Below are 14,964 nucleotides of genomic sequence, written 5' to 3' on the forward strand. Positions count from 1 at the left end.
GCGTTATGTCGTCCAACAATCACAATACAATCGATGACGGGTCGTACTGCACGCCACGTCACGTGGCCATCATTATGGATGGTAATGGTCGCTGGGCAAAAAATCAGGGCAAACTGCGTATTTCAGGCCACAAAGCCGGGGTAAAATCAGTACGCCGGGCTGTCAGCTTTGCGGTCAGCAACAAGCTGGAAGCGCTCACGCTCTATGCGTTCAGCAGTGAAAACTGGAGCCGACCGGTACAGGAAGTGACGGCCTTAATGGAATTGTTTGTCTGGGCGCTCGACAGCGAAGTCAAAAGCCTGCACAAGCACAATGTGCGTCTGCGCATTATTGGTGATATCAGCCGTTTCAATAACCGCATTCAGGAACGCATTCGCCGCGCCGAGGAACTGACTCAGCAAAATGATGGACTCACCCTCAACATTGCTGCCAACTATGGCGGCCGTTGGGATATTATCCAGGGTGTAAAAAAACTGGCTGAACAGGTTCAGGAAGGACTGCTACGTCCTGACCAGATAACTGAAGATAGTCTGGCTCCGCATCTGTGTATGCAGGAGCTGGCGCCGGTGGATTTAGTGATAAGGACCGGGGGAGAGCATCGGATCAGCAACTTCCTGCTGTGGCAGATCGCCTATGCTGAGTTTTGGTTTACCGATGTTCTCTGGCCTGATTTTGATGAACACGTTTTTGAAGGTGCACTGAATGCATTCTCTCTGCGGGAGCGACGCTATGGCGGCGCTGCACCAGGCGGCGCCTGAGCAACCTGGGGGTAACCTTTGCTGAAGTCTCGTCTGATCACCGCGTTTATTCTGATTCCGCTGGTGATCGCTGCTCTGTTTTGGTTGCCGCTGTCCGGTTTTGCGATTACCACCATCATCATCTGCATGCTTGCCGCCTGGGAGTGGGGGCAGCTGGCGGGGATGGCAACGCGTCAGCAGCGTATCTGGCTGGCGGTGCTATGCGGCCTGCTGCTGGCGGTGATGCTGTTCACCCTGCAACCCTATCAACGTAATCTGCACCAGTTCCAGATGGAGAGCTCGCTCTGGGCCTCGCTGGGCTGGTGGATTGTCGCGCTGTTTCTCGTGCTGTTTTATCCGGCCTCCGCTGCGCTGTGGCGCGCATCGCGTCCGCTGCGCCTGCTGTTTGGCGTGCTGACCGTGGTGCCGTTCTTCTGGGGCATGATGGCGCTGCGCCAGTATCACTATGACACCGACCATTTCGCCGGCGCCTGGTGGCTGCTGTTCGTGATGTTCCTCGTCTGGGGCGCGGATTCCGGTGCTTACATGTTTGGTCGTCTGTTCGGCAAGCATAAGCTGGCGCCGAAAGTCTCGCCGGGCAAAACCTGGGAAGGCTTCTTTGGCGGACTGCTGTCATCGGCGATTATCGCCTGGCTGTTTGCGCTGCTGGCCCCGCTATCGGTGGCGCCGGGCACGCTGATTATCTGCGCCGTGATTGCCACGCTGGCCTCCGTGCTGGGCGATCTCACGGAAAGTATGTTCAAACGTGAAGCCGGTATCAAAGACAGCGGTAACCTGATTCCGGGGCACGGTGGTATCCTCGATCGCATTGATAGCCTGACAGCCGCGGTGCCGGTATTTGCCTGCCTGCTGCTGCTGGTGTTCCGCACCCTCTGAGGATAAGCGACGATGTTGAGCATACTCTGGAGTTTTGTCGCCTTTATCGTGGCGCTCGGCGTGCTGATTACGGTGCACGAGTTCGGCCACTTCTGGGTGGCGCGTCGCTGCGGTGTCAAAGTAGAACGCTTCTCGATCGGTTTCGGCAAAGCCCTGTGGCGTCGCACTGACCGCCAGGGCACGGAATACGTGATCGCGCTGATTCCGCTCGGTGGCTACGTCAAAATGCTCGACGAGCGCGTAGAGAGCGTGCCCGCTGAGCTGCGTCATCAGGCCTTCAACAATAAAACCGTGCTGCAGCGTGCCTCAATCATTGCCGCCGGTCCCATCGCCAATTTCATCTTTGCCGTGTTTGCCTACTGGGTGGTGTTCATCCATGGTGTGCCGGGTGTTCGCCCGGTGGTCGGCGAAATTATGAGCGGTTCCGTCGCGGCAGAAGCGCAAATTACCTCCGGCATGGAACTTAAAGCGGTTGACGGTATCGAAACGCCTGACTGGGATGCTGTGCGCCTGGCGCTGATCGGTAAAATCGGCGACAGCAGCGCCACGCTGACCGTGTCACAGTTTGGTCAGCAGGCGACGCAGCAGAAACAGCTCAATCTGCGTGACTGGCAATTTGAACCGGACAAACAGGACCCGGTGGTCGCTTTAGGTATTCGACCGCGCGGGCCGCAAATCGAAACCACGCTGGCAGAAGTGCAGGCGCGTTCACCGGCAAGTGCTGCCGGTTTGCAAGCCGGCGACAGGATCGTTAAAGTCGATGGTCAGCCATTAACGCAATGGCAGGTTTTTGCGGCTCAGGTTCGGGATAATCCCGGCAAAAACATGGCGCTGGAGGTTGAGCGTAACGGTGAACCGTTAACGCTGACGCTAACGCCGGAAGCGAAACCGGGCAACGCAGCGGAAGGTTTTGCCGGGGTGATCCCGCGTGTTATCCCGCTGCCGGATGAGTACAAAACGGTAAAACAGTACGGACCTTTCGCCGCGATTGGTGAAGCCGGTGTCAAAACCTGGCAACTGATGAAGCTGACGGTTTCGATGCTGGGCAAGTTGATAACCGGGGACGTCAAGCTGAATAACCTGAGCGGGCCAATTTCGATTGCGCAGGGTGCCGGATTATCAGCTGAATATGGGGTGATTTATTACCTGATGTTCCTCGCGCTGATTAGCGTCAACTTAGGGATCATCAATCTGTTCCCTCTGCCGGTTTTAGATGGTGGACATCTGCTCTTTCTGGCGATCGAAAAGATCAAAGGTGGACCGGTGTCCGAGCGAGTTCAGGACTTCAGTTATCGCATCGGCTCAATTTTGCTGGTGCTTTTAATGGGGCTTGCACTTTTCAATGATTTCTCTCGCCTGTAATCGCTGGAACGCAGACAGGCGCGGGATGTGTTAGGAAAACGCATAACAACGATGGCGATGAAAAAGTTGCTCATAGCGTCGCTGCTGTTTAGCAGCGCCACCGTTTACGGTGCAGACGATTTCGTAGTGAAGGACATTCATTTCGAAGGTCTACAGCGAGTCGCCGTCGGCGCGGCTCTGCTCAGCATGCCGGTACGCGTCGGTGATACGGTGAATGATGATGACATCAGAAACACCATTCGCTCACTGTTCGCTACTGGTAACTTTGAAGATGTCCAGGTTCTGCGTGACGGCACCACCCTGATTGTTCAGGTGAAGGAACGTCCGACCATTGCCAGCATCACCTTCTCCGGTAACAAAGCGGTGAAGGAGGATCAGCTGAAGGAGAACCTTGAGGCCTCCGGTGTGCGCGTCGGCGAAGCGCTTGACCGCACCACGCTCTCTTCCATCGAGAAGGGGCTGGAGGACTTTTACTACAGCGTCGGTAAATATACCGCCAGCGTCAAAGCCATCGCGACGCCGCTGCCGCGTAACCGTGTCGATCTGAAATTCGTCTTCCAGGAAGGCGTATCGGCCAAGATCCAGCAGATCAACATTGTCGGCAACAAAGCGTTCAGCTCAGACGAACTGATCTCCCGCTTCCAGCTGCGCGATGAAGTGCCGTGGTGGAACGTGGTGGGCGATCGTAAATACCAGAAACAGAAACTGGCGGGCGATCTCGAAACCCTGCGCAGCTTCTATCTGGATCGCGGTTATGCGCGTTTCAATATTGATTCCACGCAGGTGAGCCTGACGCCGGACAAGAAAGGCATCTACATCACCGTCAACATCACTGAAGGCGATCAGTACAAGATTGCCGGCGTGATCGTCAACGGCAGCATGGCGGGCCACTCGGCGGAAATTGAGCACCTGACGCAGATTCCTAACGGTGAGCTGTATAACGGCACCAAAGTCACCCAGATGGAAGATGACATCAAGAAGCTGCTGGGCCGTTATGGCTACGCCTATCCACGCGTGGTGACGCAGCCGGAAATCAACGATGCGGATAAAACCGTTAAGCTGCACATCAACGTTGATGCCGGTAACCGTTACTACGTGCGTAAAGTGCGTTTTGAAGGTAACGATACTTCGAAAGATGCCGTACTGCGCCGCGAAATGCGTCAGATGGAAGGCGCATGGCTGGGCAGCGACCTCGTCGATCAGGGCAAAGAGCGCCTGAACCGTACCGGTTACTTCGAAACCGTGGACGTTGATACCCAGCGCGTTCCGGGCTCGCCAGACCAGGTTGACGTGGTTTACAAAGTCAAAGAGCGTAACACCGGTACCTTCAACTTTGGTGTGGGTTACGGTACTGAGAGTGGCGTCAGCTTCCAGGTCGGCGTGACCCAGGAGAACTGGCTCGGCACCGGTAATACCGTCGGCATTAGCGGTACCAAGAACGACTACCAGACTTACGCAGAATTCTCACTCACCGATCCGTACTTCACGGTGGACGGTGTGAGCCTCGGCGGCCGCCTCTTCTACAACGACTTTAAAGCGGATGATGCTGATCTCTCCGACTACACCAACAAAAGTTACGGTGTGGACGGTACGCTCGGCTTCCCGGTTAACGAAAATAACACGCTGCGCGTCGGCTTAGGTTATGTGCACAATGACCTGTCCAACATGCGTCCGCAGGTGGCGATGTGGCGTTACCTTGACTCGGTGGGTCGTCATCAGGGGCTGAATGATGACGGTGATTTCTCTGCGGATGACTTCACCTTCAACTACGGCTGGACGTACAACACGCTCGATCGTGGTTTCTTCCCGACGCGCGGTAACCGTACCAACCTGAACGGTAAAGTGACCATTCCGGGCTCTGATAACTCGTTCTATAAAGCGACGCTGGACACCCAGCAGTACGTGCCGCTGAACCGTGATGGCACCTGGGTGGTGCTGGGTCGTGGCCGTGTTGGCTACGGTGACGGACTCGGTGGCAAAGAGATGCCGTTCTATGAGAACTTCTACGCCGGCGGTTCCAGCACCGTGCGTGGCTTCCAGTCCAACACCATTGGTCCGAAAGCCGCTTACCTGAACGATCGTTCGTCGAGCTGTAATCTGACCGATCCGGACGGCATCTGTAAGTCTGACGATGCGGTGGGCGGTAACGCCATGGCGATCGCCAGCCTTGAACTGATTACGCCAACGCCGTTCCTGAGCGAAAAATATGCAAACTCAGTACGTACCTCGGTATTTATGGATGCCGGTACCGTCTGGGATACCAAGTGGCAGAACACCGCGGAAACCCGCGCGGCGGGCATTCCGGACTACAGCGACCCGAACAACATTCGCGTCTCTGCCGGTCTTGCGCTGCAGTGGATGTCGCCACTTGGACCACTGGTGTTCTCCTACGCACAGCCAGTGAAGAAAGTCGAGGGAGACAAAGCAGAACAGTTCCAGTTTAACATCGGTAAAACCTGGTAAGGTTCTGAGCACGGAAGCAGAGTCGTAGTACGGCATCGCGCCGGCGCCAGACGGGAGCCGGACGATGCCAACACTGTGTCGCTGACACAAACGTTGATGGTAAGGAGTTTATAGTGAAAAAGTTGTTGTGTGCCGCAGGTCTGGGTCTTGCTTTAGCGGTTTCCGCGGGCGTTCAGGCTGCTGACAAAATTGCAGTGGTAAACGTGTCCAGCATTTTCCAACAGTTACCGCAACGTGCGACCGTTGCTAAACAGCTGGAAAACGAATTCAAGGGCCGTGCCACTGAGCTGCAGAGCCAGGAGCGCGATCTGCAGACTAAAATGCAGAAACTGCAGCGCGATGGTTCAACCATGAAGGCCAGCGACCGCAGCCGCATGGAAAAAGACATCATGTCACAGCGCGAAGCATTCTCGACGAAAGCGCAGGCTTTCGATCAGGATAACCGCCGTCGTCAGATGGAAGAGCGTAACAAACTGCTGAGCCGTATTCAGGACGCAGTGAAGAAAGTGGCGGACAGCGAAGGGTATGACGTGGTAATCGACGCCAATGCCGTTGCCTATGCTTCTAACGCGAAAGACATTACTGCTGACGTGCTGAAACAGGTTAAATAATCGATGTCATCAATTCGACTGGCTGATTTAGCCCAGCAGTTGGATGCAGAATTGCACGGAGATGGCGATATCGCCATCTCCGGCATTGCTTCTATGCAATCCGCCACCCCTGGTCAAATCACTTTTCTTGCCAACAGCCGCTACCGCGAGCAGCTCGCACAGGTTCAGGCCTCAGCCGTGGTGCTGACGGAAGCGGATCTGGAGTGGTGTAAAACCGCCGCGCTGGTGGTGAAAAACCCTTACCTGACTTATGCCCGCATGGCACAACTGCTGGACACCACGCCGCAGCCCGCGCAAAATATCGCGCCCAGCGCCGTGATCGATCCGAGCGCGAAGCTGGGGAACAATGTCTCGGTGGGCGCTAACGCGGTCATCGAGTCCGGCGTTGAGCTGGGTGATGACGTGGTGATTGGCGCCGGCTGCTTTGTCGGCAAGCGCTCGCGCATTGGCCGTGGTTCCCGTCTGTGGGCCAACGTTACGATTTATCATGAGATTCAGATTGGTCAGGATTGTCTGATTCAGTCTGGCACCGTGATTGGTGCCGATGGTTTCGGTTATGCTAACGACCGCGGCAACTGGGTGAAAATTCCTCAGCTGGGCACCGTGGTGATTGGCGATCGGGTAGAAATTGGTGCCTGTACCACGATCGATCGCGGTGCGCTGGATAACACTCTGATCGGCAATGGTGTTATCATAGACAACCAGTGTCAGATTGCGCATAACGTCGTGATTGGTGATAACACCGCGGTTGCCGGTGGTGTGATCATGGCGGGTAGTCTGAAGATTGGGCGTTACTGTATGATTGGCGGAGCCAGCGTCATTAACGGCCATATGGAAATCTGTGACAAAGTGACGGTAACCGGCATGGGCATGGTCATGCGTCCCATCACAGAGCCTGGGGTATACTCATCGGGTATCCCGCTGCAACCCAACAAAACCTGGCGTAAAACGGCAGCGCTGGTGATGAACATCGATGACATGAGCAAACGCTTAAAAGCCATCGAACGCAAGGTCGGTAAAGACGACTGAGCACATCCCGGCTCTACCCGCTTTCATAATAAAGCAGCGTACCTTCTTTCACCTCGGGGTTAACCAGAGTGCGGCAGCAGGTATCATGGTAAGCGAAACGCCACTGAACTGATTTGCGGCCTGCGAAAGATCATTTTGATCGGTGCAGGCCGTGTTATTGTTGCCATCAGATTTTTTAGGACAGGAAGAGTATTTTGACAACTGAAACGCATACTCTGAAAATTGAAGAGATTTTAGAACTGCTGCCGCACCGTTATCCGTTTTTGCTGGTTGACCGCGTGCTGGAATTTGAAGAGCATAAATATCTGCGTGCGGTAAAGAACGTTTCTGTTAATGAACCGTTTTTCCAGGGACACTTCCCTGGTAAACCGATTTTCCCAGGCGTTCTGATCCTGGAAGCGATGGCGCAGGCGACCGGTATTCTGGCGTTTAAAAGCGTTGGAAAACTGGAACCGGGCGAGCTGTACTATTTCGCCGGTATCGACGAAGCCCGTTTCAAGCGTCCGGTAGTGCCGGGCGACCAGATGATCATGGAAGTCACCTTCGAGAAGACCCGCCGTGGCCTGACGCGCTTCAAAGGCGTGGCAACCGTAGACGGTAAGATTGTCTGTGAAGCGACCATGATGTGTGCCCGTAGCCGGGAGGCATAATTAGTGATTGATTCAACCGCCAGCATCCATCCAACGTCCATCATTGAAGAAGGTGCGGTGATCGGCGCCAACGTCCAAATCGGTCCGTTTTGTGTTGTCGGAGCGAACGTGGAAATTGGCGAAGGCACGGTGCTGAAATCGCACGTGGTGGTGAATGGCCACACGCGTATCGGTAAAGATAACCAGATCTACCAGTTCGTTTCGATTGGCGAAGTGAATCAGGATCTGAAATATGCCGGTGAACCGACCCGCGTTGAAGTCGGCGATCGCAACCGCATCCGCGAGAGCGTCACCATTCATCGTGGCACCACGCAGGGTGGCGGGCTGACCAAAGTCGGCAGCGACAACCTGCTGATGGTCAATGCGCACATTGCCCATGACTGCGTGATCGGCAATCGCTGTATTCTGGCCAACAACGTAACGCTGGGCGGCCACGTTACCGTGGATGATTTTGCCATCATCGGCGGCGTGACGGCGGTGCACCAGTGGTGCACCATTGGTGCCCACGTGATGGTAGGCGGTTGTTCCGGCGTCGCGCAGGACGTGCCGCCGTACGTGATTGCGCAGGGCAACCATGCCACGCCGTTCGGTGTCAATATCGAAGGCCTGAAGCGTCGTGGCTTCAGCAAAGAAGCACTGCACGCCATTCGTAACGCGTACAAGCTGCTGTACCGCAGCGGTAAAACGCTGGATGAAGTGAAGCCGGAGATTGAAGAACTGGCCAAACTTCATAGCGAAGTGCAGCCTTTCTACGACTTCTTTGCCCGTTCTACCCGTGGATTGATTCGTTAATTCATGTCAGTGCGTCCCTTAACGATTGCCCTGGTCGCCGGAGAAACCTCCGGCGATATTCTTGGTGCCGGATTGATTCGTGCGCTGAAGGCGCGCCATCCTGACGCGCGCTTCGTTGGCGTTGCCGGTCCGCTGATGCAGGCCGAAGGCTGCGAAGCCTGGTACGAGATGGAAGAGCTGGCGGTAATGGGCATCGTTGAGGTGCTTGGCCGCCTGCGCCGTTTGCTGCACATCCGCAAGGATTTAACCCAGCGCTTTACCGAGCTGCGGCCGGATGTCTTCGTCGGCATCGATGCCCCGGATTTCAACATCACGCTGGAAGGCAACCTCAAGCGTGCCGGCATTCGCACCATTCATTACGTCAGTCCCTCCGTGTGGGCCTGGCGACAAAAGCGCGTGTTCAAAATTGGCCGCAACACCGATCTGGTGCTGGCGTTTCTGCCTTTTGAAAAAGCGTTTTACGATCGCTACAACGTGCCGTGCCGCTTTATCGGGCACACCATGGCCGATGCGATGCCGCTGCAGCCGGACAAACTGGCCGCGCGGCGTGAATTAGGGATCGCTGATGATGCGCTGTGCCTCGGCCTGCTGCCGGGCAGCCGTGGCGCGGAAGTGGAGATGCTCAGCGCTGATTTCCTGCGCGCTGCACAGCTGCTGCGCCAGCGTTATCCGGCGCTGGAGATCGTAGTGCCGCTGGTTAACGCGAAGCGGCGCGCGCAGTTCGAGCAGATCAAAGCCAGCGTCGCGCCGGAATTGCCGATGCACCTGCTGGATGGCAAAGGGCGCCAGGCGATGATCGCCAGCGACGCGGCGATTCTGGCTTCCGGCACTGCAGCGCTGGAGTGCATGCTGGCGAAATGCCCGATGGTGGTGGGCTATCGTATGAAGCCGTTCACCTTCTGGCTGGCGAAGCGGCTGGTGAAAACCCTGTTCGTTTCGCTGCCTAACCTGCTGGCCGGCCGTGAACTGGTGCAGGAGCTGCTGCAGGAGGAGTGCCAGCCTGCAGCGTTAGCTGCGGCGCTGGAGCCGCTGCTGCATGCCGGTCCGGAGCGTGACGCGCTGCTGGCCACTTTCACCCAATTGCATCAGCAGATTCGCTGGAACGCCGACGAACAGGCGGCGGATGCGGTACTGGAGATTGCCAATGGCTGAATTTATTTATCCTGATGCCCGGCTGATTGCCGGCGTTGATGAAGTCGGACGTGGCCCGCTGGTCGGTGCCGTGGTGACCGCCGCCGTGATCCTCGATCCGGCGCAGCCGATTGCCGGCCTGGCGGATTCCAAAAAGCTGTCTGAAAAACGCCGCCTTGCGCTGTTTGATGAAATCAAAGAGAAAGCGCTGGCGTGGAGCCTGGGCCGCGCTGAGCCGGAAGAGATTGACCAGCTGAACATCCTGCACGCCACCATGCTGGCGATGCAGCGCGCGGTTGCCGGTCTGCATATTGCACCGGATTTTGTTCTGATTGATGGCAACCGCTGTCCGGCGCTGCCGATGCCGTCGCAGGCGGTGGTGAAGGGCGATAGTCTGGTGCGGGAAATCAGCGCCGCCTCGATCATCGCCAAAGTCACGCGCGACCGTGAAATGGCCGAGCTGGACCTGCTGTTTCCGCAGTACGGTTTCGCCCAGCACAAAGGCTATCCGACCGCGCTGCACATGGAAAAACTGACGCAGTTTGGTGCCACACCTCACCACCGCCGCAGCTTTGCGCCGGTGCGTAACGCCCTGATTGATGCTGATGTGCTGGCCGCGCGCCAGCCGACTACGCTTTAATAGCCTGACGCTGTTTTAACCGGAAACTGATATGGCTGAACCTCGTTTTATACATCTGCGCGTACACAGCGATTACTCCATGGTTGATGGTCTGGCCAAGACCGGGCCGCTGGTAAAAAAGGCGGCCGCGCTCGGCATGCCAGCCATTGCCATTACCGACTACACCAACCTGTGCGGGCTGGTGCGCTTTTATGGCAGCGCGCACAGCGCCGGTATCAAACCGATCGTCGGGGCTGACTTCCAGGTGGCCAGCGATTTGATGGGCGATGAGCTGACGCAGCTCACCGTGCTGGCCGCTAATAACACCGGTTACCAGAATCTGACGCTACTCATTTCGCGCGCTTACCAGCGCGGTTACGGTATCGCCGGACCGATTATCGATCGCGACTGGCTACTGGAGCTGGGCGAAGGGTTGATTCTGCTGTCGGGCGGACGGCGCGGCGACGTCGGTCGCAGCCTGCTGCGCGGCAATAACGCGCTGGTGGCGCAGAGCCTGAGTTTCTATCAGCAGCATTTCCCTAACCGCTACTATCTGGAACTGACGCGCACCGGCCGGCCAGACGAAGAGGCCTATTTGCACGCGGCGGTTGAGCTGGCGATTGCTGAATCGGTGCCGGTGGTGGCCACCAATGAAGTCTGCTTCCTCAACGAAGAAGATTTCGATGCCCATGAAATCCGCGTGGCGATTCACGACGGCTACACGCTGGACGATCCTAAACGTCCGCGCAACTACAGTCCTCAGCAATATATGCGCAGCGAAGAGGAGATGTGCGAGCTGTTCTCGGACATCCCGGAAGCGCTGGAAAACAGCGTAGAGATTGCTAAGCGTTGTAACGTCACGGTGCGCCTCGGCGAATACTTCCTGCCGCAATTCCCGACCGGCGACATGTCGACCGAAGATTTTCTGGTGATGAAGTCGCGCGAAGGGCTTGAGGAGCGCCTGGCGTTTCTCTTCCCGGATGAGCAGGTGCGTGCCGAACGCCGGCCGGAGTATGACGAGCGTCTCGACATTGAGCTCAACGTCATTAACCAGATGGGCTTCCCCGGCTACTTCCTGATCGTGATGGAGTTTATCCAGTGGTCGAAGGACAACGGCATTCCGGTCGGGCCGGGGCGTGGTTCCGGCGCCGGTTCGCTGGTGGCCTACGCGCTGAAAATTACCGATCTCGATCCGCTGGAGTTTGACCTGCTGTTTGAACGTTTCCTTAACCCGGAACGTGTCTCGATGCCCGACTTTGACGTCGACTTCTGCATGGAAAAACGTGACCAGGTGATCGATCACGTGGCTGAGATGTACGGCCGCGATGCGGTGTCGCAGATTATCACCTTTGGTACCATGGCGGCGAAAGCGGTGATTCGCGACGTCGGCCGGGTGCTGGGGCATCCGTACGGCTTTGTTGATCGCATCTCAAAACTGATCCCGCCGGATCCCGGCATGACGCTGGAAAAAGCGTTCCAGGCGGAACCGCAGCTGCCGGAGATCTACGAAGCTGACGAAGAGGTCAAAGCGCTGATCGATATGGCGCGCAAGCTGGAAGGGGTCACGCGTAACGCTGGCAAGCACGCCGGTGGCGTGGTCATTGCGCCGACCAAAATCACCGATTTTGCGCCGCTGTACTGCGATGAGAACGGCCAGTTCCCGGTCACCCAGTTCGATAAAAACGACGTGGAATACGCCGGACTGGTGAAGTTTGACTTCCTCGGCCTGCGCACGCTGACCATCATCGACTGGGCGCTGAAGATGATCAACCCGCGGCGTGAAAAGCAGGGGTTACCGCCGATCGATATCGCCGCCATCCCGCTGGATGACAAAAAAAGCTTCGACATGCTGCAACGCTCGGAAACCACCGCGGTGTTCCAGCTTGAATCGCGCGGCATGAAAGATCTGATCAAGCGCCTCAAGCCGGACTGCTTCGAAGATATGATCGCACTGGTGGCGCTGTTCCGTCCGGGGCCGCTGCAGTCGGGCATGGTCGATAACTTTATTGACCGTAAGCACGGCCGTGAAGCCATCTCCTACCCGGACATTCAGTGGCAGCATGAGAGCCTGAAGCCGGTGCTGGAGCCGACCTACGGCATCATCCTCTATCAGGAACAGGTGATGCAGATTGCCCAGGTGCTGTCCGGCTATACGCTGGGCGGCGCGGATATGCTGCGTCGTGCCATGGGTAAAAAGAAGCCGGAGGAGATGGCCAAGCAGCGTTCGGTGTTCCAGGACGGTGCTGAGAAGATGGGCATCAACGGCGAACTGTCGATGAAAATCTTCGATCTGGTGGAGAAGTTCGCGGGCTACGGCTTTAACAAGTCGCACTCTGCTGCTTATGCGCTGGTCTCCTATCAGACGCTGTGGCTGAAAGCGCACTATCCGGCCGAGTTCATGGCGGCGGTGATGACCGCCGATATGGATAACACCGAGAAGGTGGTTGGACTGGTGGATGAGTGCTGGCGCATGGGGCTGAAAGTGCTGCCGCCAGACATTAACTCCGGGCTCTATCCGTTCCACGTCAACGATGACGGGGAGATCGTGTACGGCATCGGCGCTATCAAAGGCGTGGGTGAGGGGCCGATCGAAGCGATCCTCGAAGCGCGTAATCAGGGCGGCTACTTTAAAGAGCTGTTTGATCTCTGCGCGCGCACCGACACCAAAAAGATCAACCGTCGCGTGATGGAAAAACTGATCATGTCCGGCGCGTTCGATCGTCTTGGCCCGCACCGCGCGGCGCTGATGAGCGCGCTGGGTGACGCCCTGAAGGCGGCGGATCAGCATGCCAAAGCCGAAGCGACGGGACAGGCGGATATGTTCGGCGTGCTGGCGGAAGAGCCCGAGCAGGTTGAGCAATCTTACGCGGCCATTACGCCGTGGCCGGAGCAGGTGCAGCTGGATGGCGAGCGTGAGACGCTCGGTCTGTATCTCACCGGCCATCCGATCAATCAGTATCTGAAAGAAATTGAGCGCTACGTTGGCGGCATGCGCCTGAAAGACATGCATCCAACAGAACGTGGTAAAGTGACCGTTGCGGCCGGGCTGGTGATTGCCGCCCGCGTCATGGTCACCAAGCGCGGCAACCGAATTGGTATCTGTACTCTTGACGACCGCTCTGGCCGTCTTGAGGTGATGTTATTTACCGATGCGTTAGATAAATACCAGCAGCTGCTGGAGAAGGACCGTATCCTGATCGTCAGTGGACAGGTCAGCTTTGATGACTTTAGCGGCGGGCTTAAAATGACCGCCCGGGAAGTCATGGACATCGACGAAGCGCGGGAAAAATACGCGCGCGGACTTGCTATCTCGCTGACGGACAGGCAAATTGATGACCAGCTTTTAAACCGTCTCCGCCAGTCTCTGGAGCCTCATCGCTCCGGGACCATTCCGGTGCATCTCTATTATCAGAGAGCAGATGCGCGGGCGAAGCTGCGCTTTGGTGCAGCGTGGCGTATTTCGCCCAGCGATCGTTTACTCAACGATTTGCGGTCGTTAGTAGGGTCGGAGCAGGTGGAACTGGAGTTTGACTAAAACAGGAACATTATGAGTCTTAATTACCTGGATTTTGAACAGCCAATCGCTGAACTGGAAGCGAAAATCGACTCGCTGAAATCGATTGGTCGTTCGGATGAGAAACACGATATTAATCTGGATGAAGAAGTGCAGCGTCTGCGCGAGAAAAGCGTTGAGCTGACCCGTAAAATCTTCTCCGATTTGGGTGCATGGCAGGTTGCGCAGCTGGCGCGCCATCCGCTGCGTCCTTACACGCTGGACTATGTCCGCAATGCGTTTGATGATTTCGACGAGCTGGCTGGCGACCGCGCCTATGCCGATGATAAAGCCATTGTCGGCGGCATCGCGCGTCTGGATGGGCGTCCGGTGATGGTGATTGGCCATCAGAAAGGACGCGAAACCAAAGAGAAAATCCGTCGTAACTTCGGTATGCCAGCACCCGAGGGCTACCGTAAAGCGCTGCGTCTGATGGAGATGGCTGAGCGCTTTAAGATGCCGCTGATCACCTTCATCGACACGCCAGGTGCCTATCCAGGCGTGGGTGCGGAAGAGCGCGGCCAGTCTGAAGCGATTGCCCGCAACCTGCGCGAGATGTCAGGCCTGAAGATCCCGGTGATCTGTACCGTGATCGGCGAAGGCGGCTCCGGCGGCGCGCTGGCGATTGGCGTTGGCGATAAAGTGAATATGCTGCAGTACAGCACCTACTCGGTGATCTCACCGGAAGGCTGTGCGTCAATTCTGTGGAAGAGCGCTGACAAAGCGCCACTGGCCGCAGAAGCGATGGGCATCACCGCGGGGCGTCTGAAAGAGCTGAAGCTGATCGATTCGATCATCCCGGAACCGCTGGGCGGCGCGCACCGTCATCCGGTGGACATGGCGGCAGCGCTCAAGCAGCAGCTGCTGGCCGATCTGGCCGATCTCGATGTGCTGAGTACGGAAGAGCTGCTTAACCGCCGCTATCAGCGCCTGATGAGCTACGGCTACGCGTAAGCGCCGAAAAGCCTTCACAGAAGCGGACCCCGGTCCGCTTTTTTTATGCCTGTTTGTACCTCAATGCGCACCCTACAAAATACCGGCAGTAATCCTGTAGGGTCGCCATTCATGGCGACCTGATATGCCTCGCTGGCAAACATCAGGCCAACAACGGCGCTATTCC

The 14,964-nt window shown here is 56.9% G+C and carries 12 protein-coding genes; all 12 read left to right on the plus strand.

The features are described 5' to 3' along the window. Positions 1–5: 5 nt before the first annotated feature. Positions 6–758, plus strand: coding sequence for a (2E,6E)-farnesyl-diphosphate-specific ditrans,polycis-undecaprenyl-diphosphate synthase (gene ispU, locus C1Y43_RS10375; RefSeq protein ID WP_104188145.1), 753 nt, complete (start codon positions 6–8; stop codon positions 756–758). 18 nt (positions 759–776) lie between these two features. Continuing rightward, positions 777–1,634: a phosphatidate cytidylyltransferase gene (cdsA, locus tag C1Y43_RS10380; RefSeq protein ID WP_010616187.1), complete on the plus strand. Its 858-nt coding sequence runs from the start codon at positions 777–779 to the stop codon at positions 1,632–1,634. A 12-nt stretch (positions 1,635–1,646) separates the two neighbouring features. Then, positions 1,647–2,996, plus strand: coding sequence for a sigma E protease regulator RseP (gene rseP / locus C1Y43_RS10385; protein WP_058759530.1), 1,350 nt, complete (start codon positions 1,647–1,649; stop codon positions 2,994–2,996). Positions 2,997–3,047: 51 nt separating this feature from the next. Next, entirely contained in the window at positions 3,048–5,459 is a 2,412-nt protein-coding gene (bamA, locus tag C1Y43_RS10390; protein ID WP_021507483.1) for an outer membrane protein assembly factor BamA, read from the plus strand. A gap of 113 nt (positions 5,460–5,572) precedes the next feature. Then, positions 5,573–6,070 (plus strand): molecular chaperone Skp, encoded by a 498-nt coding sequence (skp, locus tag C1Y43_RS10395; protein WP_021507482.1) that lies wholly within the window; start codon positions 5,573–5,575, stop codon positions 6,068–6,070. Between the two features lie 3 nt (positions 6,071–6,073). Then, complete coding sequence (lpxD, locus tag C1Y43_RS10400) at positions 6,074–7,099, plus strand: UDP-3-O-(3-hydroxymyristoyl)glucosamine N-acyltransferase (RefSeq protein WP_104188147.1); 1,026 nt, start codon at positions 6,074–6,076, stop codon at positions 7,097–7,099. Between the two features lie 194 nt (positions 7,100–7,293). Beyond that, positions 7,294–7,749: a 3-hydroxyacyl-ACP dehydratase FabZ gene (fabZ, locus tag C1Y43_RS10405; RefSeq protein WP_013507953.1), complete on the plus strand. Its 456-nt coding sequence runs from the start codon at positions 7,294–7,296 to the stop codon at positions 7,747–7,749. A gap of 3 nt (positions 7,750–7,752) precedes the next feature. Continuing rightward, positions 7,753–8,541, plus strand: coding sequence for an acyl-ACP--UDP-N-acetylglucosamine O-acyltransferase (lpxA, locus tag C1Y43_RS10410; protein WP_021507480.1), 789 nt, complete (start codon positions 7,753–7,755; stop codon positions 8,539–8,541). 3 nt (positions 8,542–8,544) lie between these two features. Continuing rightward, positions 8,545–9,693, plus strand: a complete 1,149-nt coding sequence (gene lpxB / locus C1Y43_RS10415) for a lipid-A-disaccharide synthase (RefSeq protein WP_104188149.1) — start codon at positions 8,545–8,547, stop codon at positions 9,691–9,693. Continuing rightward, positions 9,686–10,312: a ribonuclease HII gene (rnhB, locus tag C1Y43_RS10420; protein WP_104188150.1), complete on the plus strand. Its 627-nt coding sequence runs from the start codon at positions 9,686–9,688 to the stop codon at positions 10,310–10,312. The genes lpxB and rnhB overlap by 8 nt, the downstream gene beginning before the upstream one ends. Positions 10,313–10,343: 31 nt before the next feature. After that, positions 10,344–13,826 carry a DNA polymerase III subunit alpha gene (gene dnaE, locus C1Y43_RS10425; RefSeq protein ID WP_104188152.1) on the plus strand — a complete coding sequence of 1,161 codons (3,483 nt, stop codon included), beginning with the start codon at positions 10,344–10,346 and terminating at the stop codon, positions 13,824–13,826. Positions 13,827–13,838: 12 nt separating this feature from the next. Beyond that, entirely contained in the window at positions 13,839–14,798 is a 960-nt protein-coding gene (gene accA / locus C1Y43_RS10430) for an acetyl-CoA carboxylase carboxyl transferase subunit alpha (RefSeq protein WP_021507476.1), read from the plus strand. Positions 14,799–14,964 lie beyond the last annotated feature (166 nt).

Source organism: Pantoea sp. ICBG 828, from assembly GCF_002928355.1.
In the GTDB taxonomy this organism is placed as follows: Bacteria; Pseudomonadota; Gammaproteobacteria; order Enterobacterales; family Enterobacteriaceae; genus Pantoea; species Pantoea dispersa.